19 protein-coding genes are annotated in these 26,497 nt (G+C 72.4%); 2 read left to right on the top strand and 17 right to left on the bottom strand.

Going from position 1 to position 26,497, the window contains the following annotated elements; translation table 11 throughout:
* Positions 1 to 24: 24 nt before the first annotated feature.
* The 5 genes from IE172_RS18165 to IE172_RS18145 all read right to left on the bottom strand — a co-directional run bounded on the left by IE172_RS18165 (position 25) and on the right by IE172_RS18145 (position 7,276).
* Positions 25 to 1,167, bottom strand: a complete 1,143-nt coding sequence (locus IE172_RS18165; protein WP_190098295.1) for a glycosyl hydrolase — start codon at positions 1,165 to 1,167, stop codon at positions 25 to 27.
* Positions 1,164 to 1,604, bottom strand: a complete 441-nt coding sequence (locus tag IE172_RS18160) for a hypothetical protein (protein ID WP_190098294.1) — start codon at positions 1,602 to 1,604, stop codon at positions 1,164 to 1,166. Before IE172_RS18160 ends, IE172_RS18165 begins: the two co-directional genes overlap by 4 nt.
* Entirely contained in the window at positions 1,604 to 3,487 is a 1,884-nt protein-coding gene (locus IE172_RS18155) for a glycosyltransferase (protein WP_229886169.1), read from the bottom strand. Before IE172_RS18155 ends, IE172_RS18160 begins: the two co-directional genes overlap by 1 nt.
* A gap of 193 nt (positions 3,488 to 3,680) precedes the next feature.
* The gene (locus IE172_RS18150) at positions 3,681 to 6,092 is read right to left on the bottom strand and encodes a lipopolysaccharide biosynthesis protein (RefSeq protein ID WP_190098293.1); all 2,412 of its coding nucleotides are present in this window, start codon (positions 6,090 to 6,092) and stop codon (positions 3,681 to 3,683) included.
* Complete coding sequence (locus IE172_RS18145; protein WP_229886188.1) at positions 6,089 to 7,276, bottom strand: DegT/DnrJ/EryC1/StrS family aminotransferase; 1,188 nt, start codon at positions 7,274 to 7,276, stop codon at positions 6,089 to 6,091. Before IE172_RS18145 ends, IE172_RS18150 begins: the two co-directional genes overlap by 4 nt.
* Before the next feature lie 363 nt (positions 7,277 to 7,639).
* On the opposite strand from IE172_RS18145, the gene fahA reads away from it, so the two are divergent.
* Together fahA and IE172_RS18135 are read left to right on the top strand one after the other, a co-directional pair.
* Positions 7,640 to 8,854 carry a fumarylacetoacetase gene (gene fahA / locus IE172_RS18140; protein ID WP_190098291.1) on the top strand — a complete coding sequence of 405 codons (1,215 nt, stop codon included), beginning with the start codon at positions 7,640 to 7,642 and terminating at the stop codon, positions 8,852 to 8,854.
* A gap of 158 nt (positions 8,855 to 9,012) precedes the next feature.
* Positions 9,013 to 9,954, top strand: a complete 942-nt coding sequence (locus tag IE172_RS18135) for a M56 family metallopeptidase (protein ID WP_190098290.1) — start codon at positions 9,013 to 9,015, stop codon at positions 9,952 to 9,954.
* A 48-nt stretch (positions 9,955 to 10,002) separates the two neighbouring features.
* On the opposite strand, the gene recQ is transcribed toward IE172_RS18135, so the two are convergent.
* From recQ to IE172_RS18075, 12 genes are all read right to left on the bottom strand, one after another.
* Positions 10,003 to 11,955 carry a DNA helicase RecQ gene (gene recQ / locus IE172_RS18130; protein WP_190098463.1) on the bottom strand — a complete coding sequence of 651 codons (1,953 nt, stop codon included), beginning with the start codon at positions 11,953 to 11,955 and terminating at the stop codon, positions 10,003 to 10,005.
* Positions 11,956 to 12,120: 165 nt separating this feature from the next.
* On the bottom strand, positions 12,121 to 13,776 hold the full coding sequence (gene nuoN, locus IE172_RS18125; protein ID WP_190098289.1) for an NADH-quinone oxidoreductase subunit NuoN: 1,656 nt from the start codon (positions 13,774 to 13,776) through the stop codon (positions 12,121 to 12,123).
* A complete protein-coding gene (locus IE172_RS18120) occupies positions 13,773 to 15,344 on the bottom strand; it encodes an NADH-quinone oxidoreductase subunit M (protein ID WP_190098288.1) in 1,572 nt (523 codons plus the stop codon). Before IE172_RS18120 ends, nuoN begins: the two co-directional genes overlap by 4 nt.
* A gap of 1 nt (position 15,345) precedes the next feature.
* Entirely contained in the window at positions 15,346 to 17,310 is a 1,965-nt protein-coding gene (gene nuoL / locus IE172_RS18115; RefSeq protein ID WP_190098287.1) for an NADH-quinone oxidoreductase subunit L, read from the bottom strand.
* Between the two features lie 14 nt (positions 17,311 to 17,324).
* Complete coding sequence (gene nuoK, locus IE172_RS18110; protein WP_037929353.1) at positions 17,325 to 17,624, bottom strand: NADH-quinone oxidoreductase subunit NuoK; 300 nt, start codon at positions 17,622 to 17,624, stop codon at positions 17,325 to 17,327.
* Entirely contained in the window at positions 17,621 to 18,463 is an 843-nt protein-coding gene (locus IE172_RS18105) for an NADH-quinone oxidoreductase subunit J (RefSeq protein ID WP_190098286.1), read from the bottom strand. The genes nuoK and IE172_RS18105 overlap by 4 nt, the downstream gene beginning before the upstream one ends.
* Positions 18,460 to 19,101 carry an NADH-quinone oxidoreductase subunit NuoI gene (nuoI, locus tag IE172_RS18100; RefSeq protein ID WP_190098285.1) on the bottom strand — a complete coding sequence of 214 codons (642 nt, stop codon included), beginning with the start codon at positions 19,099 to 19,101 and terminating at the stop codon, positions 18,460 to 18,462. Before nuoI ends, IE172_RS18105 begins: the two co-directional genes overlap by 4 nt.
* A complete protein-coding gene (nuoH, locus tag IE172_RS18095; protein WP_190098284.1) occupies positions 19,094 to 20,467 on the bottom strand; it encodes an NADH-quinone oxidoreductase subunit NuoH in 1,374 nt (457 codons plus the stop codon). The genes nuoI and nuoH overlap by 8 nt, the downstream gene beginning before the upstream one ends.
* Complete coding sequence (locus IE172_RS18090; RefSeq protein ID WP_190098283.1) at positions 20,464 to 22,968, bottom strand: NADH-quinone oxidoreductase subunit G; 2,505 nt, start codon at positions 22,966 to 22,968, stop codon at positions 20,464 to 20,466. Before IE172_RS18090 ends, nuoH begins: the two co-directional genes overlap by 4 nt.
* Complete coding sequence (nuoF, locus tag IE172_RS18085; RefSeq protein ID WP_403382188.1) at positions 22,965 to 24,311, bottom strand: NADH-quinone oxidoreductase subunit NuoF; 1,347 nt, start codon at positions 24,309 to 24,311, stop codon at positions 22,965 to 22,967. The genes IE172_RS18090 and nuoF overlap by 4 nt, the downstream gene beginning before the upstream one ends.
* Positions 24,311 to 25,180, bottom strand: coding sequence for an NADH-quinone oxidoreductase subunit NuoE (gene nuoE, locus IE172_RS18080; RefSeq protein ID WP_190098281.1), 870 nt, complete (start codon positions 25,178 to 25,180; stop codon positions 24,311 to 24,313). The genes nuoF and nuoE overlap by 1 nt, the downstream gene beginning before the upstream one ends.
* On the bottom strand, positions 25,177 to 26,493 hold the full coding sequence (locus IE172_RS18075) for an NADH-quinone oxidoreductase subunit D (RefSeq protein WP_190098280.1): 1,317 nt from the start codon (positions 26,491 to 26,493) through the stop codon (positions 25,177 to 25,179). The genes nuoE and IE172_RS18075 overlap by 4 nt, the downstream gene beginning before the upstream one ends.
* Between the last annotated feature and the right edge of the window lie 4 nt (positions 26,494 to 26,497).

The raw sequence follows: 26,497 nt of genomic DNA, 5'->3' as shown, positions 1-26,497 counted from the left end.
CGGGCGAGGGGAACTCCGGCGGGGTCATTTCCGCGGCTGGTTCAGATACGGGTCCGACACCGCCTCGCGCAGGCTGTCCCAGGCCGCGTCGCCGGCCAGGGCGAGGTCGCAGTGGGGGCCCGGGTCCCGGTGGTTCCACTGGAGGGCGGCCTTCACCCCGTCCAGGTCCTTCAGCACCCGCGGCACCCGCGCGTACCACTCGGCCTGCCGTCCCGGGCGGGCCGGGTCGGCCGCCGTGCCGAACTCGGAGAGCATCAGCGGCTTGTCGTCGGAGATGTTCGCGCGGATCCACGCGTGGGTGGCGGTCTGGGTCTGCTCGAAGGTCAGCCAGTCCGTCCTGTGGCAGCGGTAGTAGTTGTACTGGTTGTAGCCGATCCAGTCGACGTACGCGTCCCCCGGGTACATGCGCCGGAACAGGTCGGCGTGGTTCAGGTAGCCGGTGATGATCCACGTCCACACGACGTTGTCCACGCCCAGCTTCGCGAACCGGTCGTGGATGTGCCGGTGGGCCTCGACGTACTCGGCCGGGGTGCCGTTGTCCGGGGTGCGGGTGTCCATCTCCAGGTCGAAGGAGAGGAACACCTTCCTGCCGGTGCGTTCGCCGTAGTCCTTGATCCGCCGGGCCTGGACGTCGATGACGGTCTCGTCCAGCTCACCGGCCGCGATCTCCTTCCACGTCGGCTGCCGGTCCTTCGTACCGCCCCACCACTTGCTCTCCCAGGACAGCAGCAGCAGGCGGTCCTCACCCACGCGCTGCTCCTCCGGGCTGAGCAACTGCCCTTCCCTGCGGGTCCCTTCGGGCAGGGACATGTCGTGGTAGGTGTACACGACGTCAAGTGCGCGGCCCACGCGCTTCTCGTAGGCCTCCACCCTGTCCTGAAGGTCGTCCCGGTCGTGCGGCACGAACGCCCCGAACCAGGCGCCGCAGGGCGGTTCGAGGAGCTCGGTGGGCGCGCACCTCCCGCCCGCGCGGGACGGTTCGGGCCCGGAGGCGTCCCGCAGGGCGAGCAGGGCGACCAGGCCCGCGCCGACCACCGTGGCGGAGGTGAGCAGCAGTCTGCGGCGCCGTGACAGCGGGCCGCGCGCCCGCGGCCGGGAGGGCTCGCGGTGCCGGGCTTCGGGGGCGGGCGGGCCGCTGTCGCGGCGAAAGGGGCGGTGGAATCTCACGGAGCGGAGCCCTTCCGTGTCGTCGACGTCCTCGGTGCCGGTGGTGAGGCCCGCAGCCGCGGGCAGCAGGCGGCGAGCGTGGTCAGGAGGGTCAGGGCGAGCAGCACCCGCTGTGCGCTGAAGGTGTGGGTGGCGATCAGCACCGTGGCGACGATCACCACCGCGCCGACGCTGAGCAGGACCGCCAGCATCAGCCGTTCCAGCAGGTCGGAGCGGCGGGCGAAGCCGGGGTCCCGTGACTCGACCGGTCCCCGCGCGGGGCGGGCCCGCAGCGCCGGCCCGCAGACGCCGGTCAGGGCCGCGCCAGGGCCCGCCGCCAGGAACACGGCGACCGCCGCACCGCGCAGGGGCGAACCGCCGGGCAGGGCGAGCGCGGCGAGGGCCAGCCAGCCGGAGAACGGCGGGAGCATCCGCACGACGAGGTCCTGTGGTGTCATCACCGCGCTCCTCCTGTTTCCGCTCCCGCTGCGTCCGCTTCCGCTGCGTCCGCTTCGGCTGTTCCTCCCGCTGGTCCGTCCTCGTCCTCGCGTCGCAGTGCGTAGACCACGCCCGCGCCGTTCTCCGCCACGAGCCGGAAGCGGGGCGAGTCCGCGACGGACTCCCGGATGCGGTTCAACTGGGCCTTCGTGAGCTGTCCGTTCATCTCGGAGTTGGCGAACTGGCCCTGGGTGAGCAGGAAGTAGGCGCGGCCGGGACGCTCGACCCCGGCCATGTCGGCGGCGAGAGTGGCGGCCGGGTCCCGCACGATCGCGTCGACGTGCCGCCGGTCGTCCTCGAGGAACCAGTAGTGGCCGACGGTCCCGTACGACGCGTACGCCAGTGGGTAGTTGCGGTTGGCGGCGACGACCGTGGAACCCTCGGGCGCCTCGTCGAAGAGCCGCTGGACCAGGGCCACCTCCGCCGGCGGGAAGTAGTTGATCCTGTCCTTGCCCGAGTAGCTCGGGACGAACGCCAGGGTCGTGGCGAGGAGCACGAGCAGCGGACCCCCGGCGCCGATGACGCCCCGCCGGCTGGCCGGAGCGGGGGCCGCGGCGGGGGCGTCCGGCCGGGCCCCGGCGGCGAGGGTGCGCACCTCGGGCAGCAGCGCCGCGGCGGCGAAGAAGGCGACGCCGGGCAGCATGAACAGCAGGACCCTGAAGAGCATCTCGCTGCCGTAGCCGCTCGCCGCGAGCATCGGCAGTGGGGCCGCCGCGATCAGCAGCAGCGGCATCGCCCGGTGCCGCAGCACCCGCTGCCGCCACACCCCGGCGGCCGCCAGCAGCAGCACCGTGCCCGACAGCAGCCGGGCCGCCCACGAGGTCGCCACCGCCCCCGTACCGGTCGGGGTGGCCCCGTACCCGGTGGCGACGTTGCCGCCGACGTCACCGACGGAGCGGATCATGTCGGGCAGCGCGGCGGACAGGAACGGCAGCGCGGCCGTCAGGCACCAGGCCAGGAAGATCACGACCGTGGTGGCCGCCGGAACCCAGGCGCGGTGACGGCGCACCAGGCACAGGGCGAGCAGCGAGACGACGAGCATGCCCGGCGTGAGCTGGTGCGAGACGACGATCGTCACCACCAGCACGCTGAGCACGACCGTCCAGACGGCCTGCCCGTGCCGCCCGCGCCCGCCGCCGGGCCGGCCGTACCGGCGCAGGACGACGGCCAGCACCCCGAGGTGCAGCGCGAAGGCCACCGACTGGGGCGAGAAGTAGTCCTGGCCCACCCAGTTGGCGACGCAGAAGAGCCAGACGCCGGTCCAGATCAGCCGCCGGTCCTCGGTGAAGGTGCGGTAGATCAGCAGCAGCGGGAGCACCAGCAGCAGACTGGAGACCAGCGGCCACCAGGCCATGTACATGGCCGCCGACTCCACGCCCAGCAGCCGCACCAGCGCCGCCTGCGCGGCGAAGAAGCCGGGCCACTGGTCGTAGACGGCCATGTCGCCGACCTGGTCCGCGCTCTGCAGTCCGCCGGCCGTCAGCAGGTGGTCGACGACACCGTCGTGCTTCCACGCCCAGGCGTACAACGGGGTCGGGTAGAGCAGCGCCTGGGTGGCCCGCTCCATCACCAGCAGCCCGAACACGTACGCGGCCGCCCAGCCGCCGGGCCGCAGCGGATCGCGGACCGTGCGCCAGAAACCCGCGGTGAGGACGGCCAGCCCCGCCCAGAAGGCCGGGTGCAGCGCGGTGACCAGACCGAAGTCGTCCAGCCGTGACACGTCGGTGTGCCGGACCGCGTACAGCCACAGGGCCAGCGCGGCGAGCAGCGGCACCGCCGGCCGGGCCGCGCGCGGACCGCGCCCCGCCGGTGGCGCCGGCGGGAGGTCGGAGCGGTCCGTCACCGGATCGTGGCCGGGACTCGACGCCTCCGACGCGCCCGGGGCCGGGGCCCCGGCCGTACGCTCCGCCGCGGCGTCGTCCGGGGTGACCGGGGCCGCGGTGCCCTCTGGTGCCGGCTCGGGCGCGGATCTCTCTCGTGGAGTGGCTGGCGGACGCACGGTGGTTCCCCCCTGGCGGTTCGGCTCTGCGGCGTGATCAGTCCCTGGATCGGCCGTTCGGTGGTCCGCCGCGGAGCGGCGGCGGGAGCAGGACGAGTACGACGACGGTATGGAGGACGACGAGCGAGACGAGCAGCGCCGGCGCGACCGGCGCCAGGGCGTCCCGCCCCACCCAGCCGCCCACCGCGACGAGATACAGCACCGCCCAGCGGCCCGGCCACGACAGCCGTCCGCCCACGGTCGCCAGCAGCAACGACAGGGGTACGAGACACAGCAGCTGGCAGACGAGCGGCCCCCAGCGCAGCAGCGGTCCGGGCCCGTCCAGGCCCAGCGTCTCCGCGAGGAAACCGGCCGTGCGCGTGTACAGCGCCCCGTCCACCGGCTCCGGTCCCCGGCCGAGGGCGACGGGCGCGGCGTACAGGGCGGCCAGTGCGGACCCCAGCGCCGTACCGGAGAGCCAGGGGGCGGGGCGCGGGCACAGGGTCACCGAGGCGACGAAGACGAGGAGCAGCGTGGTGCCCGCCGCGAGCGCCGTCGTCGGGAGTCCCTCCAGCAGCAGGCGCCCGGTCGGCTCGGCGGTTCCGGCCGGCCGGGGCAGGTCGCGCAGGGACGCCCAGAAGACGAGGGTGGCGAGCCCCAGCAGCGCCCAGAGGACGCCGCTCGTACACCCCTCCACCGGTTCCGGCCCGGGGACTTCCGGTACGAGGGCTTCCGGTACGGGGGCTTCCGGTACCAGGCCGTCGTCCCGCCCGGCACCGGCACCGGCACCGGCACCGGCGCCCGCGCCGCCGGCCGGTCCGGCTCGCTCCGGCCGGCGGGGACCCTCCCCGCTCGCGCCCCCGTCCCCGCCCCCGGGTGCCCGTGCTGCCGCGCCCGGACCGCGGGGGCGCACGACGAACGCCGGCGTGTCCGCCCGCAGCGCCTCCCGTTCGTACCCGGAGCGGCCGATGAACAGCGTGAGCGTGTCCTCGCCGGTCCTCCCGGCGTCCTCGCCGGTCCTCCCGGCGTCCTCGGCGTCCGCCGACCGGCGGGCCCGGCCGGTGCCGTACCCGGCGGTGGCGTGCCCGGCGGTGGCGTTCAGCCGGGCCCAGCGTGTGCCGTAGTCGGGCGCGGGGGCGGGCCGGTCGGCGGTCCCGCCGCTCCGGTCACGCAGCGCCGCGCGCAGCCCGAACACCGAGACACCCGCGATCAGCGTCATGCCGATCAGCACCGCCCACCCGACCCCCGCGATCCCCGCCGGGGTGAACAGCACGGTCGCGCTGCCCAGCACCAGGACGCACATCGCCCCCTGGAGCGCGGCGAGCACACCGGTGCGTCCCCGCACCCGCAGCACCCCGATGTACAGCTCCACGACCACCCGGGGCAGCGCCCCGAGCGCGAGCAGCCGCAGCACGGTCGAGCCGTGTTCGGCGTAGTCCGGACTGAACGGCGTGAGGATCAGGGGCGCGAAGACGACCAGGACCACGACCACCGGCACCAGCAGCAGCGTCATGCGGCGCAGGGCCCCGCGCACCCCGTCGGCGAGCTGACGCGGGTCGTGGGAGGCGTGCGCGGTGAGCGAGGAGGCCATGTTGATGGCCATGAACTCCATCGTGCCGCCGACGGTGTACGCCACGTAGAAGTAGCCGTTCTCCGCGGCGCCGAAGCGGACCGCGACCATCACCGGCAGCAGGTTGATCATCGCCAGGCTGAACAGCGCGCCGAGCGAGTCACCGGCCAGGAAGCGGCCCATGCTCCGCAGGCCGGGCGGTTCCACGTCCCGGTCCGCGGCGGCCTGGCGCGGGATGAGCCGGCGGAAGACCAGCCAGCCGAGCGGCAGGGTGGAGAACGCGATGGCGACCGCCCACGACACGAAGATGCCGAGGACGGGCAGCGCGCTCGCGAACACGGCCAGCAGGACCAGCTTCCCGACGGAGAACACCGCGTTCCCCACCGGCACCCACGCGGCCTCGCGCAGCCCGGTGAGCACCCCGTCCTGCAGCGTGAGCAGCGCCCACGCCACGCACGCCGCGACGAACAGCGCACCGGCCGGCGGTGTGCCGAGCGGTTCGTAGGAGGCGCCCCACTGCTCCAGCGTCAGCAGGAAGACACCCGCGGCCAGGGCGACGACCACCGAACTCGCCCCGTACACGCCCCACACCAGGCGTCCGGTCGCCCGGCCCGCACGCGGTACGAAGCGGACCACCGCGCCGATCATCGTGGTCGCGGTGACACTGGCGAGCAGCCGCATCGCGGCGATCGCGGCGGAGCCCTGGCCGACGGCCTCCTCGGAGTAGTAGCGGGCGGCGACGAGCCAGAACCCCAGCCCGAGAACGGCCGACACGCCCGTACTGAGCATCAGGAAGTAGGCGTTCTTGAACAGGGAGTCGGCACCGGACCGCTTCCCGGCGGGCGGCGGCCGCCCGCCTGCGCGGGTCGCGGCCGGCTCCTGCACCTGGATGTCCGTCACGACGACGGCCCCGGCCCGTCGGCCGCCGCCCACCACCCCGCCGGGCCGGGCGGTGAGCCGGCCGGCCGCGCACCGGACCGCTCCAGCACCTCGACGGCCTCCCGGGCCCGCAGGGGATCCACCGGCAGCGCGTGCCGCGCGAACCAGCGGGCCGCCCCGGGCGCGGGCGAGACGTCGGTGAAGGCCTCCCCCGCGTAGTCGTCGAGGGGCGGATCGTACAGGTAGCCGACGACGATGCCGCGCCGGGCCAGCGCCGCCCTCGCCGCGTCCCGGTCCGCCACGAACAGCGGCACCCGGAACAGCGGTTGGGTGCCGCTTCCCGCACGCGGCCGGGCCCAGCGCGTCGACAGCAGCAGCTCGGTGCCGTCCCGGCACGCCTCCAGCACCTCCTCCAGCCGCCCCAGGCCGCGCCCGGCCCGCCGCAGCCGCGACCGGCCGGACTCCAGCCGGTAGCCGTGCAGGTCGACGCGGACCCAGGGATCGAACGCGGTCAGGTCCGGGGCCGCGGCGACGGCCCGGGCCAGCGCCGCCGGGCGCAGCGGCATCCTGATCCCCTCGCGCTCCGTCAGCCCCAGCAGCCCCATCGCCGCCCACGCCGCCCGGCGCAGCCCCAGCCCGCGCACCGCCGCCTCCGCGAACGGCCGTACGGCGTGGGCGGCTTCGGACGCCGTCCGGCTCGGGGTGAGCAGTCCGCGGCAGGTGTGCCGTACGGCATCACCCCGGTCCGGGTCGGCGAGCGAGAGGATGCCGCCCGCCTGCGCGCCGACGTGCTTGGAGAGACTGAAGACGGAGGCCTCGCCCCAGGCGCCGACCGGCCGTCCGCCCACCTCGCTGCCGATCGCGTGCGCCGCGTCCTCGATCAGCGGGATGCCCGACGCGTCGCAGCGCGCCCGCAGGCGTGGCGCCGGGTCGGGGTTGCCGTACAGGTTGGTGGTCAGGACCGCGCAGAGCGAGCGCCAGGTCTCCTCGGGCACGGCATCGACGTCGATGGACGCGTCGAGCGGGTTCAACGGCGCCTGCACCGGGCGCAGTCCGGCGGCCAGCACCACGAAGAGGACGACGTCGTCGTCGACCGGTGACATCAGCACCCTGCCGCCCGGCGGGCAGAAGTGGCGCAGCGCCACGTACAGCCCCAGCCTGCACGACGGCACGTACACGCATTCCCGGCCGAGCCGGCCGCGCATGGTCTCTTCCAGCCGTTGTGGCCGCGACCGCGAGCGCGCCGAGCGCGGGCCGGCCTCCCCGATGGCCATCAGCCCCCCTGTGTGCCGTCGGAACGCCCCCTCCCCGAGGCCTTCCGGCACCCGCCCAGAGTCGCCCCGTTCGCACCACTCCGTCAAGATTGCGTACCCGTCGCGTGGATGACGTCCGGTACGCGCGGGGAGGCCGCGCGCGACGCCCCCGCGCCCGCGCACCCGCCGTCCGCCGGCCCTCTTCGGCACGGTTGTGGCAGTCCGCTCTGCACAGGATCGCCGTGCGGCCCGTAACGTGTGGCACGGCCACGGACACGTGGAGCACCCGCGCACACGAAAGCGAGGCAGCACCCGATGCCCCCCTTCGATGTTCCCGAGGGCGACCCCTTCGGCCCGCACAACCTGCCGTACGGCGTGTTCTCGCCCCCCGGCTCGTCGGAGCGGACCGTCGGCGTCCGGCTCGGCGATCATGTCCTCGACGCCGGCGCCGCGGCGCACGCCCTGGGCTCCCCCTACGCCTCCCTGCTCGCCCGCCCGACCCTCAACCCGCTGCTGGCCGCGGGCCGGACGGCCTGGTCGGACGTGCGGCGGGCGCTCACCGCCTGGGTGACCGTCCCCGCGCACCGGGAGACCGTCGAGCCGCTGTTCCACCCGCTGTCCGAGGTGACCCTGCACCTGCCGTTCGAGGTCGCCGACTACGTCGACTTCTACGCCTCCGAGAACCACGCCCGGAACGTCGGCCAGATCTTCCGCCCCGACGCCGCCGACTCCCTGACCCCCAACTGGAAGCACCTGCCGATCGGTTACCACGGCCGCTCCGGCACGGTCGTGGTGTCCGGCACCGACGTGGTCCGCCCCTCCGGCCAGCGCAAGGCGCCCGCCGACGCCGCCCCGGTGTTCGGGCCGTCCGTCCGGCTGGACATCGAGGCGGAGGTCGGCTTCGTGGTCGGCACGCCGTCCGAGCGGGGCCGGCCGGTGCCGCTCTCCGACTACCGCGACCACGTCTTCGGCCTCTGCCTCCTCAACGACTGGTCCGCCCGCGACGTCCAGGCCTGGGAGTACGTCCCCCTCGGCCCGTTCCTCGGCAAGTCCTTCGCCACCTCGGTGTCGGCCTGGATCACCCCGCTGGACGCCCTGGAGGAGGCCCGCGTGGCGCCGCCGGAGCGCACCCACGAACTGCTGCCGTACCTGGACGACAGCGGAGAGGAGCCCGGGGGTTACGACCTGCGCATCACCGTGACCGTCAACGGCCACGTCGTCTCCGAACCCCCCTTCTCCACCATGTACTGGACGGCCGCCCAGCAGCTCGCCCACATGACCGTCAACGGCGCGTCCCTGCGCACCGGCGACCTGTACGGCTCCGGCACGGTGAGCGGCCCCGCCGAGCGGGAGCGCGGTTCGCTGCTGGAACTGACCTGGAACGGCCGCGATCCCCTCGAACTCCCCGACGGCAAGCGGACCTTCCTGGAGGACGGCGACGTGGTGACGCTGTCCGCCTGGGCGCCCGGCCCGGACGGGGTGCGCGTGGGCCTCGGCGAGGTCACGGGACGCGTGGTCCCCGGGACCTGACCCTCCCGGCCCTGCCCGATCTCCGACGACCCCTGACCCGCACCGCCCTTCGCCGTCATAATTGGCGTCGGGCGGTGCGCGCGTACCGGCACCGCGCCCCTCCGCACGACCCGCACGCCCCCGAGCCGCCCCTTCCGACAGGAACCGGAGCCCGTGGCATGACCGTCTGCCTGCTCCTGCTGAGCGTTGTCGCCGTGACGGCCGCCGTGCCCGTCCCCCGGGCACTGACCCGGGCGAAGTGGCCGGAACGGGAACCGGTGGTCGCCCTGTGGGTGTGGCAGTGCCTGGTCGCCACCGTCCTGCTGTGCTGTCTGACGGCCCTCGCCCTCGGCGCCGCGGCCGTCTTCGGCACGGTCCGCGCCCAGCTCTTCGCCCCGGCGCCGCCCGCGGTGACCGCGGCCTACGACCTGTCCGCGGCCTCGCCCTGGACCGTCGTCCTCACCGTGCTGCTGGCCTGCGGTGCGGCCTGGACGACGGCGATGCTCGGACGTGAGCTGGTCGAGGCGCGCCGCCGTCGCGCCCAGGCCCGGGCGCACCTGCGGGAGCGCGCCCCCGACCTGCCCGCCGGTCTCCCCGCCGCCCGCGGCCCCCTGCTGGTGCTGGAGGACGAGTACCCGGACGCGTGGTGGATGCCCGGCAGCCCGCCCCAGCTGATCGTCACCACCGGCGCGCTGCGGCGCCTCACCGACCACCAGGTCGACGCCGTCCTCACCCACGAGCGCGGCCACGCCCGCGCCCGCCACGACTGGCTCCTGCACCTGTCCACGGCCCTGGCCACCGGCTTCCCCCGGGTCCCGCTGTTCGCCCACTTCTGCGACCAGACCCACCGTCTGGTGGAGCTGTCCGCGGACGACACCGCGTCCCGCCGCTGCGGCCACCTGACCACGGCCCTGGCGCTGATCGAGCTGAACCAGCACCGCGGCGTGCTGTCCTGCTCCTCCAGCCACCGGCTGCTCGGCGAGCGCGTCGACCGCCTGCTGGAGCCCCCGCCCCGCCTCGGCCGCCGTGACCGCGCCCTGACGACCGCCGCCGCGGCGCTGGTGCCGTTCGTCCCGCTGCTGATCACCTTCGCGCCGGGGCTGAACGCCCTGCCCCGGTGATCACCGGGCCGCGCGGCGGCCCGGCATCCGCCCGACGCGCCCGCCCGGTCACGTCCAGTCGTCGGGCTCCGGCTCCTCGTCCGGCCAGTCGTCCGGGCCGTCCTGAGGGGCGGGCCCGGCGTCCCCCGGCGCCGTCATCCCGGCCAGCACCGCGACCACGCCCTCGCCGTACGTCGCCAGCTTCTTCTCCCCCACCCCGCTGATTCCGCCCAGCTCGGCCACCGACGTGGGCCAGGCGGTGGCGATCTCCCGGAGGGTGGCGTCGTGGAAGATGACGTACGCCGGGACGCCCTGCTCGCGGGCCTGCTCGGCGCGCCAGGCGCGCAGCGCCTCGAACGCGGGCTGGAGCTCTTCCGGCAGCTCGGCCGCGGCGGCCTTGGCCTTGCGTCCGCCCCGGCCGCCCGCGCCGCGCGCCGTGACCGGCTTCTCGGGCTCCTTGCGCAGCGGCACCTGGCGTTCCCGCCGCAGCACCGCCCCGCTCTCCTCGGTGAGCACCAGCGTGCCGTACTCGCCCTCGACGGCGAGCAGCCCCTGGGCGAGCAACTGGCGCAGCACGCCCCTCCATTCGGCCTCGCTCAGCTCCTCGCCGATGCCGAACACCGAGAGCTGGTCGTGGTCGAACTGGATGACCTTGGCCGTGCGCCGCCCCAGCAGGATGTCCACGATCTGCACCGCGCCGAACTTCTGCCCGCGCTCGCGCTGCAGCCGCACCACCGTCGAGAGCACCTTCTGCGCCGCGACGGTCCCGTCCCAGGTCTCCGGCGGGGTGAGGCAGGTGTCGCAGTTGCCGCAGCCGTCCGCGCCGGGCTCCTGGCCGAAGTAGGCGAGGAGCTGCCCCCGCCGGCACCGCACGGTCTCGCAGAGCGCCAGCATCGCGTCCAGGTGCGCGCCGGCCCGCCGCCGGAACGCCTCGTCGCCCTCACCGGACTGGATGAGCTTGCGCTGCTGCACGACGTCGCCCAGCCCGTAGGCCATCCAGGCCGTGGACGGCAGTCCGTCCCGCCCGGCGCGCCCGGTCTCCTGGTAGTAGCCCTCGACCGACTTGGGCAGGTCGAGGTGGGCGACGAACCTGACGTCCGGCTTGTCGATGCCCATGCCGAAGGCGATGGTCGCCACCACGACCAGCCCCTCCTCCCGCAGGAACCGCGCCTGGTGCGCGGCGCGCGTCCCCGCGTCGAGGCCCGCGTGGTACGGCACCGCCTCGACGCCGTTGCGCGACAGGAACTCGGCGGTCTTCTCCACGGAGTTGCGTGAGAGGCAGTACACGATGCCCGCGTCCCCGGCGTGCTCCTCGCGCAGGAAGGTCAGCAACCGCTTGCGGGGGTCGGCCTTGGGCACGATCCGGTACTGGATGTTGGGCCGGTCGAAGCTGGCCACGAAGTGGCGGGCGTCCGGCATCCTCAGCCGGTCGGTGATCTCCCGGTGCGTGGTGTGCGTGGCGGTGGCCGTGAGCGCGATCCGGGGCACCTCCGGCCACCGCTCGCCCAGCAGGGACAGGCTGAGGTAGTCCGGCCGGAAGTCGTGCCCCCACTGGGACACGCAGTGCGCCTCGTCGATCGCGAAGACGGAGATCTTCCCGCGCGAGAGCAGGTCGAGGCTGCTGTCCAGCCGCAGCCGCTCCGGCGCGAGGTAGAGCAGGTCCAGCTCGCCGGCGAGGAACTCCGCCTCGACGGTCCGCCGCTCGTCGAAGTCCTGCGTGGAGTTCATGAACCCGGCGCGCACGCCCAGCGCCCGCAGCGCGTCCACCTGGTCCTGCATCAGGGCGATCAGCGGGGAGACCACGACGCCCGTACCCGGTCTGACCAGGGCCGGAATCTGGTAGCACAGCGACTTGCCGCCGCCGGTCGGCATGAGCACGACGGCGTCGCCGCCCGCGATCACATGGTCGACGACCGCTTCCTGCTCGCCCCGGAAGGCCTCGTACCCGAAGACCCGGTGCAGCACCGCCCGCGCCTCACCGTCCGTCACTGCCATCCCGGCGACACCGTCCGTCCCGTGCATCGTCCCGTCCCCCGTGCGTCGTCCTTCGACCACTGCGTCCACGATAGGCGCCCGCACCGACAGCCCCGGAGTTGTCCACAGGCCGGTGGGAGACGGCGGCGGCCCGGCACCCCGCCCACGGGGTACCGGGCCGCCGCCGTCCTCGGGGCCCGACGGGCGCGACGCTCAGCGCACGAAGACCCCCGCGTCGCCCGCCAGCTCCAGGAAGTACTGCGGCGCCACACCGAGCACCACCGTGACCGCCACGCCGACCGCGATCGCCGTCGTCGTCAGCGGTGACGGCACCGCGACGGTCGGGCCCTCGGGGCGCGGCTCGCTGAAGAACATCAGGACGATGACGCGGATGTAGAAGAACGCCGCGATGGCCGACGAGATCACACCGATGACGACCAGCGGGGCCGCACCGCCCTCCGCCGCCGCCTTGAACACGGCGAACTTCCCGGAGAAGCCGGAGGTCAGCGGAATGCCGGCGAAGGCCAGCAGGAACACCGCGAACACCGCCGCCACCAGCGGGGAGCGACGGCCGAGCCCCGCCCACTTCGACAGGTGCGTCGCCTCGCCGCCGGCGTCCCGCACCAGCGTGACCACCGCGAACGCGCCGATCGTCACGAACGAGTAGGCCGCCAGGTAGAACAGCACGGACGAGATGCCCGACGGTGTCGCCGCGATGACACCCGCGAGGATGAAGCCCGCGTGCGCGATCGACGAGTACGCCAGCAGCCGCTTGATGTCGGTCTGGGTGATCGCGACGACGGCACCGGCCAGCATGGTGACGATGGCGACACCCCACATGACCGGCCGCCAGTCCCAGCGCAGCCCCGGCAGCACGACGTACAGGATGCGCAGCAGCGCGCCGAACGCCGCCACCTTGGTCGCCGCCGCCATGAAGCCCGTCACCGGCGTCGGGGCGCCCTGGTACACGTCGGGCGTCCACATGTGGAAGGGCACGGCGCCGACCTTGAACAGCAGGCCCATGACCACCAGTGCGGCGCCGACCAGCAGCAGCGCGTCGTTGCCCGTGGTGGCGGCGAGCGCCGGGGTGATCTCGGGCACCGTGCCCTCGACGACCTGCGCGATCGTCGCGTACGACATCGAGCCCGCGTAGCCGTACAGCAGGGCGATGCCGAACAGCATGAACGCGGAGGCGAACGCGCCGAGCAGGAAGTACTTGACCGCCGCCTCCTGCGACATCAGCCGCTTGCGGCGGGCCAGCGCGCACATCAGGTACAGCGGCAGCGAGAGGACCTCGAGCGCCACGAACAGCGTCAGCAGGTCGTTGGCCGCCGGGAAGACCAGCATGCCGGCGACCGCGAAGAGCAGCAGCGGGAAGACCTCGGTGGTGGTGAACCCGGCCCTGACGGCCTTCTTCTCGCTCTCGCTGCCCGGCACGGCCGCGGCCTGCGCGGCGAAGGAGTCGACGCGGTTGCCGTGCACCTCCGGGTCGAGCCGGCGTTCGGCGAAGGTGAACAGTCCGACCAGGGCGGTCAGCAGGATCGTGCCCTGGAGGAACAGGGCCGGTCCGTCGACGGCGATGGCGCCCATCGCCGCGATGCCCGCCTTGGTCGTGGCGTAGCCGTTCGCGGCGAGCGCCACGACCGCGGCGAACGCGGCGGCGAGCGCCACCACCGATACGAACATTTGTACGTAGTAGCGGGACTTCCGCGGCACGAACGCCTCGACCGCGATCCCGACGATCGCCGCGCCGACGACGATCAGCATGGGGGCGAGCTGCCCGTACTCGATCTTCGGCGCGTCGATCCTGGCGATCGGCTCGGCCGCCGCCGTTGTCCACAGGCTGTGGACGGCTGCTGTTGCGCTCACTTGGCCGCCTCCACCTCGGGCTGGGGGTCCTTCTTCTGTACGTCGGACATGGTGTGCTGCACCGCCGGGTTCACGACGTCCGTGAGGGGCTTCGGGTAGACGCCCAGGAACACCAGCAGCACGACCAGCGGCGCCACCACGGCGATCTCCCGCACCCGCAGGTCCGGCATGGCCGACACCTCGGGCCTCACCGGGCCGGTCATCGTCCGCTGGTAGAGGACGAGGACGTACAGCGCGGCCAGGACGATGCCGAAGGTGGCGACGATCCCGATCACCGGATAGCGGGTGAACGTGCCGACCAGGACCAGGAACTCACTGACGAAGGGCGCGAGCCCCGGCAGCGAGAGGGTCGCCAGCCCGCCGATCAGGAACGTCCCGGCGAGCACCGGGGCGACCTTCTGCACCCCGCCGTAGTCGGCGATGAGCCGCGAGCCGCGCCGCGAGATGAGGAATCCGGCGATCAGCATCAGCACGGCCGTCGAGATGCCGTGGTTGACCATGTAGAGCGTCGCGCCGGACTGGCCCTGGCTGGTCATGGCGAAGATGCCCATGACGATGAAGCCGAAGTGCGAGATCGACGCGTACGCGATCAGCCGCTTGATGTCGCGCTGGCCGACCGCGAGCAGCGCGCCGTAGATGATGCTGACGACCGCCAGGACGAGCACGACCGGCGTCGCCCACTTGCTGGCCTCCGGGAACAGTCCGAGGCAGAAGCGGAGCATCGCGAAGGTGCCCACCTTGTCGACGACCGCCGTGATCAGCACCGCCACCGGCGCGGTGGACTCCTGCATGGCGTTGGGCAGCCAGGTGTGCAGCGGCCACAGCGGCGCCTTCACCGCGAAGGCGAAGAAGAAGCCGAGGAACAGCCAGCGTTCGGTGTTCGTCGACATGGTCAGCTCGCCGCTCGCCCGTGCCGCGGCGATCTCGGGGAGCGAGAAGTTCCCGGCGGCCACGTACAGCCCGATCACCGCGGCCAGCATGATCAGACCGCCGGCCAGGTTGTAGAGCAGGAACTTCACCGCCGCGTACGACCGCTGGGTCGCCGCCTTCTCCTCGCCGTGCTCGTGGGCACGGTCCCCGAAGCCTCCGATGAGGAAGTACATCGGGATCAGCATGGCTTCGAAGAAGATGTAGAAGAGGAAGACGTCGGTGGCCTCGAAGGAGAGGATCACCATCGCCTCGACGGCCAGGATCAGGGCGAAGAAGCCCTGCGTCGGCCGCCACCGCCTGCTCCCGGTCTCCAGCGGGTCGGCGTCGTGCCAGCCCGCCAGGACGATGAACGGGATCAGCAGCGCGGTCAGCGCGATCAGCGCCACCGCGATGCCGTCCACACCCAGCTCGTACCGGACGCCGAAGTCCGCGATCCAGGCGTGGGACTCGGTGAGCTGGTAGCGGTCGCCGCCCGGGTCGAACCGCACCAGGACGACGATCGCCAGGACGAGCGTGGCGAGCGAGAACAGCAGGGCCAGCCACTTGGCGGCCGTGCGCTTCGCGGCCGGTACGGCGGCCGTGGCGATCGCCCCGATGGCCGGGAGCGCCGCCGTCGCCGTCAGCAGAGGAAAGGACATCTCAGACCGCCCTCATCAGCAGGGTCGCGGCGACGAGGACCGCGGCGCCGCCGAACATCGAGACCGCGTAGGACCGCGCGAAGCCGTTCTGCAGCTTGCGCATCCGCCCGGACAGGCCGCCCATGGTGGCCGCCGTGCCGTTGACGACCCCGTCGACCAGGGTGTGGTCCACGTACACCAGCGAGCGGGTGAGGTGCTCGCCGCCGCGGACCAGGACCACATGGTTGAAGTCGTCCTGGAGCAGGTCGCGCCGGGCGGCCCGGGTGAGCAGCGAACCGCGCGGGGCGACGGCCGGCACCGGACGGCGCCCGTACTGGGCCCAGGCGACCGCCACGCCGACGACCATCACGGCGACCGTGGACAGCGTCACCGTCAGGGCGCTGACCGGCGGATGGCCGTGGGCGAAGCCGGTGACGGGCTCCAGCCACTGCACGAAGCGGTCGCCGACACCGAAGAACGCGCCGGCGAAGACCGATCCGAAGGCCAGCACGATCATCGGGATGGTCATGGACCTCGGGGACTCGTGCGGGTGCGGCGGCTCGTACGCGCCGCGCGTCTCGGCGGCGGGCTCCACGTCGGGGGCGGCCGGGGACGGCGTCGGCGCGTTGCGCCAGCGCTCCTCGCCGAAGAACGTCATCAGCATCACGCGCGTCATGTAGTACGCGGTGATGGCCGCGCCCAGCAGGGCGCAGGCACCGAGGATCCAGCCCTCGGTGCCGCCCTTGGCGAACGCCGCCTCGATGATCTTGTCCTTGGAGAAGAAGCCGGACAGCCCCGGGAAGCCGATGATCGCGAGGTAGCCGAGCCCGAAGGTGACGAAGGTGACCGGCATGTACTTCCTCAGGCCGCCGTAGCGGCGCATGTCGACCTCGTCGTTCATCCCGTGCATCACGGAGCCGGCGCCCAGGAACAGCCCGGCCTTGAAGAAGCCGTGCGTCACCAGGTGCATGATCGCGAAGACGTAGCCGATGGGGCCGAGACCGGCGGCCAGCACCATGTAGCCGATCTGCGACATGGTCGAGCCGGCCAGCGCCTTCTTGATGTCGTCCTTCGCGCAACCGACGATCGCACCGAACAGCAGCGTGACCGCGCCGACGATGGTGACCACCAGCTGGGCGTCCGGGGCGCCGTTGAAGACGGCCGCGGAGCGGACGATCAGGTACACGCCCGCCGTCACCATGGTCGCGGCGTGGATCAGGGCCGAGACCGGGGTCGGGCCCTCCATCGCGTCCCCGAGCCAGGACTGCAGCGGCACCTGGGCCGACTTGCCGCACGCGGCCAGCAGCAGCATCAGGGCGATGGCGGTGAGCTTGCCCTCGCCCGCCTCACCGGCCAGACCCGCCTCCCCCGCGCCGCCGAGCACCGGCCCGAAGGCGAAGGTGCCGAACCACAGGAACATCAGCATGATCGCGATGGACAGGCCCATGTCGCCGACGCGGTTGACCAGGAAGGCCTTCTTCGCGGCCGTGGCGGCGCTGGGCTTGTGCTGCCAGAAGCCGATCAGCAGGTAGGAGGCGAGACCGACGCCCTCCCAGCCGACGTACAGCAGCAGGTAGTTGTCGGCGAGGACGAGGATCAGCATCGCCGCGAGGAACAGGTTCAGATAGCCGAAGAAGCGGCGGCGCCGCTCGTCGTGCTCCATGTACCCGATGGAGTACAGGTGGATCAGCGAGCCGACACCGGTGATCAGCAGCACGAACGTCATCGACAGCTGGTCGAGCCGGAAGGCGACGTCGGCCTGGAATCCCTCCACCGGGATCCAGCTGAACAGGTGCTGCGTCATGGTGCGTTCGGCCGCGCCCTTGCCCAGCAGGTCGGTGAAGAGCACCAGGCCGAGTGCGAAGGAGACGGCCGCGAGCAGCGTGCCGATCCAGTGACCGACGGCGTCCAGCCGGCGTCCGCCGCACAGCAGGACCACCGCTCCGAGCAGGGGCGCCGCCACCAGCAGCGCAATCAGGTTCTCCACGATTCAGCAGCCCCTCACAGCTTCATCAGGCTGGCGTCGTCGACCGAGGCCGAGTGGCGGGAACGGAACAGGGACACGATGATCGCCAGCCCGACCACGACCTCCGCGGCGGCCACGACCATCGTGAAGAACGCGATGACCTGCCCGTCGAGGTTGCCGTGCATCCGGGAGAAGGCGACGAAGGCGAGGTTGCAGGCGTTGAGCATGAGCTCGACGCACATGAACACGACGATCGCGTTGCGCCTGATCAGCACACCCGTGGCGCCGATCGTGAACAGCAGCGCGGCCAGGTAGAGATAGTTGACGGGGTTCACTTCGACGCCTCCTCGGCCCGCTTGAACGTCGGCGGATCGATCGCCCTGCGCTCCAGGCGTTCCTCCGCGCGCTGCTCCATCGCCCGCAGGTCGTTGATGGCCTCCTGCGACACGTCGCGGATCTGGCCGCGGTCCCGCAGCGTCTTGCTGACGGTGAGGTCCGACGGGGTGCCGTCGGGCAGCAGGCCGGCGATGTCCACGGCGTTGTGCCGGGCGTAGACGCCGGGCGCCGGCAGCGGCGGCAGGTACGTGCCCTCGCGTACGCGCTGCTCGGCCAGCTCCCGCTGGGTCCGGGCCCGCTCGGTGCGCTCCCGGTGGGTGAGCACCATGGCGCCGACGGCGGCCGTGATGAGCAGGGCGCCGGTGATCTCGAAGGCGAACACGTACTTGGTGAACAGCAGGGCGGCGAGGCCCTCCACGTTGCCGCCGGCGTTCGCCTCGCCGATGCCGCTGAACTCGTTCAGCGAGGCGTTGCCGATCCCGCCGACCAGCAGGACGCCGAAGCCGAGACCGCACAGCAGGGCCAGCCAGCGCTGGCCCTTGATGGTCTCCTTCAGGGAGTCGGCCGCGGTGACACCGACCAGCATCACCACGAACAGGAACAGCATCATGATCGCGCCGGTGTAGACGACGATCTGGACGACGCCCAGGAAGTAGGCGCCGTTGGCCAGGTAGAACACCGCGAGGACGATCATGGTCCCGGCGAGGCAGAGCGCGCTGTGCACGGCCCGCCGCATGAACACGGTGCACAGGGCGCCGATCACGGCGACCGTGCCCAGCACCCAGAACTGGACGGCCTCTCCGGTGGAGGTGGAGTAGGCGGCGAGCTGACCGGTCATCGCCCGACCACCTTCCCCGACGCCGGTTCCTCCGGCCCGAAGGTCGAGTCGGCCTCCTGCACCACCTCGCCCCTGGAGTGGGCGGCCTGCTGCTCCGTACCGGGCGCGGCCTCGGTCACCAGGCCCCGGTAGTAGTCCTGTTCGTCGGTGCCCGGGTACATGGCGTGCGGGGAGTCGACCATGCCCTCCTCCAGACCGGCGAGCAACTGCTCCTTGGTGTAGATGAGGTTGGCGCGGCTGGAGTCGGCCAGCTCGAACTCGTTGGTCATCGTCAGCGCGCGCGTCGGGCACGCCTCGATGCACAGCCCGCACAGGATGCAGCGGGCGTAGTTGATCTGGTAGACGCGCCCGTACCGCTCGCCGGGCGAGTAGCGCTCCTCCTCGGTGTTGTCCGCGCCCTCGACGTAGATCGCGTCGGCGGGACAGGCCCAGGCGCACAGTTCGCAGCCGACGCACTTCTCCAGGCCGTCCGGATGGCGGTTGAGCTGGTGCCGGCCGTGGAAGCGGGGAGCGGTGGTCTTCTGCTGCTCCGGGTACTGCTCGGTCAGCCGCTTCTTGAACATGGCCTTGAAGGTCACGCCGAAGCCGGCCACGGGGTTCTGGAAACCGGGCTTGGTGTCCTTGGGTTCCTCAGCCATCGGACGCCTCCTTTCCATCCGTAGATCCGCCCAGGGTTTGGTCACTCTTGGTATCGGAGCCGCCACTGGAAATCAGCTCCCGCTCCCGGCGCGGGCGCCGGCGCGGCACCGGCGGCAGCTCCTGGCCGGGCAGCGGCGGCACGGGGAAGCCGCCCGCCATGGGGTCGAAGGCCGGTTCCTCACCGGGCCGTTCGGCCTCCTTGCCCTTCCCCCGGAACATGTCGGCGACGAAGGAGAGCAGCAGCAGGGTGAGGACGCCCCCGGCGATGTAGAGGGCGATGTCGGCGAAGTCGTAGTTCTCGTTGCGCAGCGCCCGCACGGTGGCGACGGCCATCAGCCACACCAGGGCGACCGGGATGAGGACCTTCCAGCCGAGCTTCATCAGCTGGTCGTAGCGCACGCGCGGGAGCGTGCCGCGCAGCCAGACGAAGCAGAACAGCAGCGTCAGGAGCTTGCCGGTGAACCAGAGCATCGGCCACCAGCCGTGGTTCGCGCCCTCCCAGAAGGTGCTGATCGGCCACGGGGCCCGCCAGCCGCCGAGGAAGAGGGTCACGGCGACGGCCGAGACGGTCACCATGTTGATGTACTCGGCGAGCATGAACATCGCGAACTTGATCGACGAGTACTCGGTGTTGAAGCCGCCGACCAGGTCGCCCTCGGACTCCGGCATGTCGAAGGGGGCGCGGTTGACCTCGCCGACCATCGTCACGATGTAGATGAGGAAGGAGACCGGCAGCAGCAGGATGTACCAGCGGTCGGCCTGCTGCTCGACGATCGTCGACGTCGACATCGACCCCGAGTAGAGGAACACGGAGGCGAACGCGGCACCCATGGCGATCTCGTACGAGATCATCTGGGCGCAGGAGCGCAGGCCGCCGAGGAGCGGGTAGGTGGAGCCGGAGCTCCAGCCCGCCAGGACGATGCCGTAGATGCCGACCGAGGCGACCGCGAGGATGTACAGCATCGCGATCGGCAGGTCGGTGAGCTGCATCGTGGTGCGCTGGCCGAAGATCGAGACCTCGTTGCCGGCCGGACCGAAGGGGATCACGGCGAACGCCATGAAGGCCGGGACGGCCGCGACGATCGGCGCGAGCACGTAGACGACCTTGTCGGCGCGCTTGACGACGACGTCTTCCTTCAGCATCAGCTTCACGCCGTCGGCGAGCGACTGGAGCATGCCCCAGGGGCCGTGCCGGTTGGGGCCGACGCGCAGCTGCATCCAGGCGACAACCTTGCGCTCCATGACGATGGAGAGCAGCACGGTCACCATCAGGAAGGCGAAGCAGAACACCGCCTTGACGACGATCAGCCACCACGGGTCGCGGCCGAACATCGAGAGGTCTTCGGCGGCGAGGTACGGGCTCATGCCTCCACCTCCTGGGGGGCCTCACCGGCGAGCGTCGCCGGGCCGATACGGACGAGGGAGCCGGGCAGGGCCCCGGTGCCGGAGGCGACGCCGCCGCCCACGGAGTTCAGCGGCAGCCAGACCACCCGGTCGGGCATCTCGGTGACCGCCAGCGGCAGTTCCACCGTCCCGGCGGTGCCGGTCACGGCCAGCGGGTCGCCGTCCTTGACGCCGACCTCGGCGGCCGTGGCGGCCGACAGGCGCGCGCGGGCGTCGTGCCGGGTGCCGGCCAGCGCCTCGTCGCCCTGTTGCAGCAGGCCCTGGTCGAGCAGCAGCCGGTGTCCGGCGAGCACGGCCTCCCCGGCGGCCGGCCGGGGCAGGCCGCCCGCGGTCTCCAGCGGGTCGGTGGCCCGGGGTCCGTCCCAGGCGCCGAGCCGGTCGAGCTCCCCGCGGATCGTGCGCAGGTCCGGCAGGCCCAGGTGGACGTCCATGGCGTCGGCGAGCATCTGCAGCACGCGCGCGTCGGTGGGAGCGGCCGGCCGGGTCATCTGGTCGGGCTTGAGCGCCGCCTCGAAGAGCCGGACCCTGCCTTCCCAGTTGAGGAAGGTGCCGGCCTTCTCGGCGACCGCGGCGACCGGCAGGACCACGTCGGCCAGTGCGGTGACCTCGCTGGGCCGCAGCTCCAGCGAGACGACGAAGCCGGCCTCGGCGAGCGCGGCCCGCGCGCGTGCCGGGTCGGGCAGGTCGGCCACCTCCACGCCCGCCACCAGCAGTGCCTGGAGTTCGCCGCGGGCCGCGGCCTCGACGATCTGGGAGGTGTCGCGGCCGTAGCGGTGCGGCAGTTCGGCGACGCCCCACGCGGCGGCGACCTCCTCCCGTGCGCGCGGGTCGGTGGCCGGGCGGCCTCCCGGGAGCACCGCGGGCAGCGCGCCCGCCTCCAGCGCGCCGCGCTCCCCGGCCCGGCGCGGGATCCACACCAGCCGGGCGCCGGTCGCGGTGGCGAACCGGACGGCCGCGGTGAGCCCGCCCCGTACGGCCGCCAGCCGCTCGCCCACGACGACGACCGCGCCCTCGGTGCGCAGCGCCTCGGCGGCCGCGGCCCCGTCGCCGTCCAGGCCGACGCCGCCGGCCAGCGCGTCGAGCCATTCGGTCTCGGTGCCGGGGGCCGCCGGGAGCAGGGTGCCGCCGGCCTTGCGCAGTCCGCGCGTGGCGTGCGTGGCCAGGGCGAAGGTCTTCTGCCCGTGTCCCCGCCAGGCCTTGCGCAGCCGCAGGAAGACGCCGGGCGCCTCCTCCTCGGACTCGAACCCGACCAGCAGCACGGCGGGCGCCTTCTCCAGGAAGGAGTACGTGACGCCCGTACGGTCGAGGTCACGGCCGCGGCCCGCGACCCGCGCGGCGAGGAAGTCGGCCTCCTCGGCGCTGTGCGCGCGCGCCCGGAAGTCGATGTCGTTGGTGTCGAGCGCCACGCGCGCGAACTTGCTGTACGCGTAGGCGTCCTCGACGGTGAGCCGGCCACCGGTCAGCACACCGGTGCGGCCCCGTGAGGCGAGCAGCCCCTGGGCCGCGATCTGCAGCGCGTCGGGCCAGGAGGCGGGCTCCAGGTCGCCCTCGGCGTTGCGCACCAGCGGCTTGTCGAGGCGGTCCCGCTGCTGCGCGTACCGGAACCCGAAGCGGCCCTTGTCGCAGATCCACTCCTCGTTGACCTCGGGGTCCTCGGCGGCGAGCCGCCGCATGACCTTGCCGCGCCGGTGGTCGGTGCGGGTGGCGCAGCCGCCGGAGCAGTGCTCGCACACCGACGGCGACGAGATCAGGTCGAAGGGTCGGGAGCGGAACCGGTAGGCGGCCGAGGTGAGCGCGCCGACCGGGCAGATCTGGATGGTGTTGCCGGAGAAGTACGACTCGAAGGGATCGCCCTCACCGGTGCCGACCTGCTGGAGCGCGCCCCGCTCGATCAGCTCGATCATCGGGTCGCCCGCGATCTGGTGGGAGAAGCGGGTGCAGCGCGCGCACAGCACGCACCGCTCGCGGTCGAGCAGCACCTGCGTGGAGATGGCCACGGGCTTCTCGTAGGTGCGCTTCTTGCCCTCGAAGCGGGACTCGGCGTGGCCGTGCGACATCGCCTGGTTCTGCAGCGGGCACTCGCCGCCCTTGTCGCAGACCGGGCAGTCCAGCGGGTGGTTGATGAGCAGGAGCTCCATCACACCCTTCTGGGCCTTCTCGGCGACCGGCGAGGTGAGGTGGGTCTTCACCACCATCCCGTCGGTGCAGGTGATGGTGCAGGAGGCCATGGGCTTGCGCTGGCCCTCGACCTCGACGATGCACTGGCGGCAGGCGCCGGCCGGGTCGAGGAGCGGGTGGTCGCAGAACCGGGGGATCTCGATGCCGAGTTCCTCGGCGGCCCGGATGACCAGGGTGCCCTTGGGCACGCTGATCTCGGCGCCGTCGATCGTCAGGGTGACGAGGTCCTCGGGCGGCACGGCCGCCTCTCCCCCGCCGGAGGGGGCGTTGGTGGTCACCGTCATGCGTGCACCTCCGTACGGTCGGCCCAGGCCGTCGACTTGGCCGGGTCGAAGGGGCAGCCACGGCCCGTGATGTGCTGCTCGTACTCCTCGCGGAAGTACTTGAGCGAGGAGAAGATCGGCGAGGCCGCGCCGTCGCCGAGGGCGCAGAAGGACTTGCCGTTGATGTTGTCGGCGATGTCGTTCAGCTTGTCGAGGTCGGCCGTCCGTCCCTTGCCGGCCTCGATGTCCCGCAACAGCTGGACCAGCCAGTACGTGCCCTCCCGGCAGGGGGTGCACTTGCCGCAGGACTCGTGGGCGTAGAACTCGGTCCAGCGGGTGACGGCGCGCACGACGCAGGTCGTCTCGTCGAAGCACTGCAGGGCCTTGGTGCCGAGCATGGACCCCGCGGCGCCCACTCCCTCGTAGTCGAGGGGGACGTCGAGGTGCTCGTCGGTGAACATCGGCGTGGAGGAGCCGCCCGGCGTCCAGAACTTCAGCCGGTGGCCCGGCCGCATCCCGCCGCTCATCTCCAGCAGCTGGCGCAGGGTGATGCCGAGGGGGGCCTCGTACTGGCCGGGGCTCGCGACATGGCCGCTGAGGGAGTAGAGCGTGAAGCCGGGGGACTTCTCGCTCCCCATCGAGCGGAACCACTCCTTGCCCCGGTTCATGATGGCGGGAACCGACGCGATCGACTCGACGTTGTTCACCACGGTGGGGCAGGCGTAGAGGCCCGCGACGGCGGGGAAGGGGGGACGGAGCCGCGGCTGGCCCCGGCGGCCTTCGAGCGAGTCGAGCAGTGCGGTCTCCTCACCGCAGATGTACGCGCCGGCGCCGGCGTGCACGGTGAGTTCCAGGTCGAGTCCGCTGCCCAGGATGTTCTCGCCGAGGAGTCCGGCCGCGTAGGCCTCGCGGACGGCCTCGTGCAGCCGGCGCAGCACGGGGACGACCTCGCCGCGCAGGTAGATGAAGGCGTGCGAGGACCTGATGGCGTAGCACGCGATGACGATGCCCTCGATGAGGCTGTGCGGGTTCGCGAAGAGGAGCGGGATGTCCTTGCAGGTCCCGGGTTCCGACTCGTCGGCGTTGACCACCAGGTAGTGGGGCTTGCCGTCTCCCTGCGGGATGAACTGCCACTTCATCCCCGTCGGGAATCCGGCGCCGCCGCGGCCGCGCAGACCGGACTCCTTGACGTACGCGATGACGTCGTCCGGCGACATGGCGAGCGCCTTGCGGAGCCCTTCGTACCCCTCGTGCCTCTTGTAGACGTCCAGCGTCCAGGACTCGTCCTCGTCCCAGAAGGCCGACAGCACGGGTGCGAGCAGCTTCTCCGGGCTCATGTCCTTGAGTTCGGGTGCCAAGGTCATCACTCCCCCTCCTCGGCGACGGGACCCGACGGGTGCTGCGGGTCGGAGGCCGACGTGTCCTTCGGCGCGTCGTGCGAGCTGAGGTGCTCGGTGGGCGACGGCTCGTGCGGCGGGGTGTCCCGGGGCGCCTCACCACGCGGGTGCACCACGCGCGCGGGCGCGGTCTCCCCCTTGGCCAGCTTCAGGCCGATCAGGGAGGCGGGTCCGGCGCTGCCGGTGGCCTCGACGGCTCCCTCGCGCGCGTCGGGGAAGCCGGCCAGGATGCGGGCGGTCTCCTTGAAGGTGCACAGGGGCGCCCCGCGGGTGGGCGCGACCGGACGCCCCGCGCGCAGGTCGTCGACCATGCGCTTGGCGCTCTCGGGGGTCTGGTTGTCGAAGAACTCCCAGTTCACCATCACCACCGGCGCGAAGTCGCAGGCGGCGTTGCACTCGATGTGCTCCAGGGTGACCTTGCCGTCGCCGGTGGTCTCCCCGTTGCCGACGCCGAGGTGCTCCTGGAGCTCCTCGAAGATCGCGTCCCCGCCCATGACGGCGCACAGGGTGTTGGTGCACACCCCGACCTGGTAGTCACCGCTCGGGCGGCGCCGGTACATGCTGTAGAAGGTGGCGACCGCGGTCACCTCGGCGGTGGTCAGCTCCAGCATGTCCGCGCAGAACCGCATCCCGGTGCGCGTGACGTGCCCCTCCTCGGACTGCACGAGGTGCAGCAGCGGCAGGAGGGCGGACCGGGAGTCCGGGTAGCGGGCGATGACCTCGCGCGCGTCGGTCTCCAGGCGGGCCCGGACGTCGTCCGGGTAGGCGGGTGCGGGCAGTTCGGGCATGCCCAGGCTGACGCCCCGCTCGGACCGCTCGGAAGATGAGGTGGTCACCGGTCGACGCCTCCCATCACGGGGTCGATGGACGCGACGGCGACGATGACGTCGGCGACCTGGCCGCCCTCGCACATCGCCGCCATGGCCTGCAGGTTGGTGAAGGACGGGTCGCGGAAGTGGACCCGGTGGGGACGGGTGCCGCCGTCGGAGACGACGTGCACGCCGAGTTCGCCCTTGGGCGACTCGACCGCCGCGTACGCCTGGCCCGGGGGGACCCGGAATCCCTCGGTGACCAGCTTGAAGTGGTGGATCAGGGCCTCCATGGAGGTGCCCATGATCTTCTTGATGTGGTCGAGGGAGTTGCCCAGTCCGTCCGGCCCCAGGGCGAGCTGGGCGGGCCAGGCGATCTTCTTGTCGGCGACCATCACCGGGCCGGGCTGGAGCCGGTCCAGGCACTGCTCGACGATGTGCAGCGACTGGCGCATCTCCTCCAGCCGGATCAGGAACCGGCCGTAGGAGTCGCAGGTGTCGGCGGTGGGGACCTCGAAGTCGTAGGTCTCGTAGCCGCAGTACGGCTGCGCCTTGCGCAGGTCGTGGGGCAGGCCGGTGGAGCGCAGGACCGGGCCGGTGGCGCCGAGGGCCATGCAGCCGGCCAGGTCCAGGTGTCCGACGTCCTGCATCCGGGCCTTGAAGATGGGGTTGCCGGTGGCGAGCTTGTCGTACTCCGGCAGGTTCTTGCGCATCTTCTTCACGAACTCGCGGATCTGGTCCACGGCGCCGGGCGGCAGGTCCTGGGCGAGTCCGCCGGGGCGGACGAACGCGTGGTTCATCCGCAGGCCGGTGATGAGCTCGAAGATGTCGAGGACGAGTTCACGGTCACGGAATCCGTAGATCATGATCGTGGTCGCGCCGAGCTCCATGCCGCCGGTGGCGATGCACACCAGGTGGGAGGAGAGCCGGTTCAGCTCCATCAGGAGCACGCGGATGACCGAGGCGCGGTCGGGTACCTGGTCCTCGATGCCGAGGAGCTTCTCCACCGCGAGGCAGTACGCCGTCTCGTTGAAGAACGGCGTCAGGTAGTCCATGCGCGTCACGAACGTGGTGCCCTGGGTCCACGTGCGGTACTCGAGGTTCTTCTCGATGCCGGTGTGGAGGTAGCCGATGCCGCAGCGGGCCTCGGTGACCGTCTCGCCGTCGATCTCCAGGATCAGGCGCAGCACTCCGTGCGTCGACGGGTGCTGGGGACCCATGTTGACGACGATCCGCTCGTCGTCGGCGCGGGCGGCGCTCTCGACGACCTCGTCCCAGTCGCCGCCGGTGACGGTGTAGACGGTGCCCTCGGTGGTCTCGCGAGGGGATGCGTTGGTCATCGCT

The organism is Streptomyces griseoflavus, assembly GCF_014649995.1.
Classification (GTDB): Bacteria; Actinomycetota; Actinomycetes; order Streptomycetales; family Streptomycetaceae; genus Streptomyces; species Streptomyces griseoflavus.
The sequence above is the reverse complement of the archived record's forward strand: the minus strand, read 5'-3'. Positions and strand labels throughout refer to the sequence as shown.

Coding starts and splice junctions, on each gene's coding strand:
- IE172_RS18090 (WP_190098283.1), bottom strand. CDS start 22,968: ATGACGGTGACCACCAACGCCCCCTCCGGCGGGGGAGAGGCGGCCGTG.
- nuoH (WP_190098284.1), bottom strand. CDS start 20,467: ATGAGCCCGTACCTCGCCGCCGAAGACCTCTCGATGTTCGGCCGCGAC.
- recQ (WP_190098463.1), bottom strand. CDS start 11,955: ATGCACGGGACGGACGGTGTCGCCGGGATGGCAGTGACGGACGGTGAG.
- nuoF (WP_403382188.1), bottom strand. CDS start 24,311: ATGACCTTGGCACCCGAACTCAAGGACATGAGCCCGGAGAAGCTGCTC.
- IE172_RS18145 (WP_229886188.1), bottom strand. CDS start 7,276: ATGCGCGGCCGGCTCGGCCGGGAATGCGTGTACGTGCCGTCGTGCAGG.
- IE172_RS18120 (WP_190098288.1), bottom strand. CDS start 15,344: ATGTCCTTTCCTCTGCTGACGGCGACGGCGGCGCTCCCGGCCATCGGG.
- IE172_RS18075 (WP_190098280.1), bottom strand. CDS start 26,493: ATGACCAACGCATCCCCTCGCGAGACCACCGAGGGCACCGTCTACACC.
- IE172_RS18160 (WP_190098294.1), bottom strand. CDS start 1,604: ATGACACCACAGGACCTCGTCGTGCGGATGCTCCCGCCGTTCTCCGGC.
- IE172_RS18135 (WP_190098290.1), top strand. CDS start 9,013: ATGACCGTCTGCCTGCTCCTGCTGAGCGTTGTCGCCGTGACGGCCGCC.
- nuoI (WP_190098285.1), bottom strand. CDS start 19,101: ATGGCTGAGGAACCCAAGGACACCAAGCCCGGTTTCCAGAACCCCGTG.
- IE172_RS18105 (WP_190098286.1), bottom strand. CDS start 18,463: ATGACCGGTCAGCTCGCCGCCTACTCCACCTCCACCGGAGAGGCCGTC.
- fahA (WP_190098291.1), top strand. CDS start 7,640: ATGCCCCCCTTCGATGTTCCCGAGGGCGACCCCTTCGGCCCGCACAAC.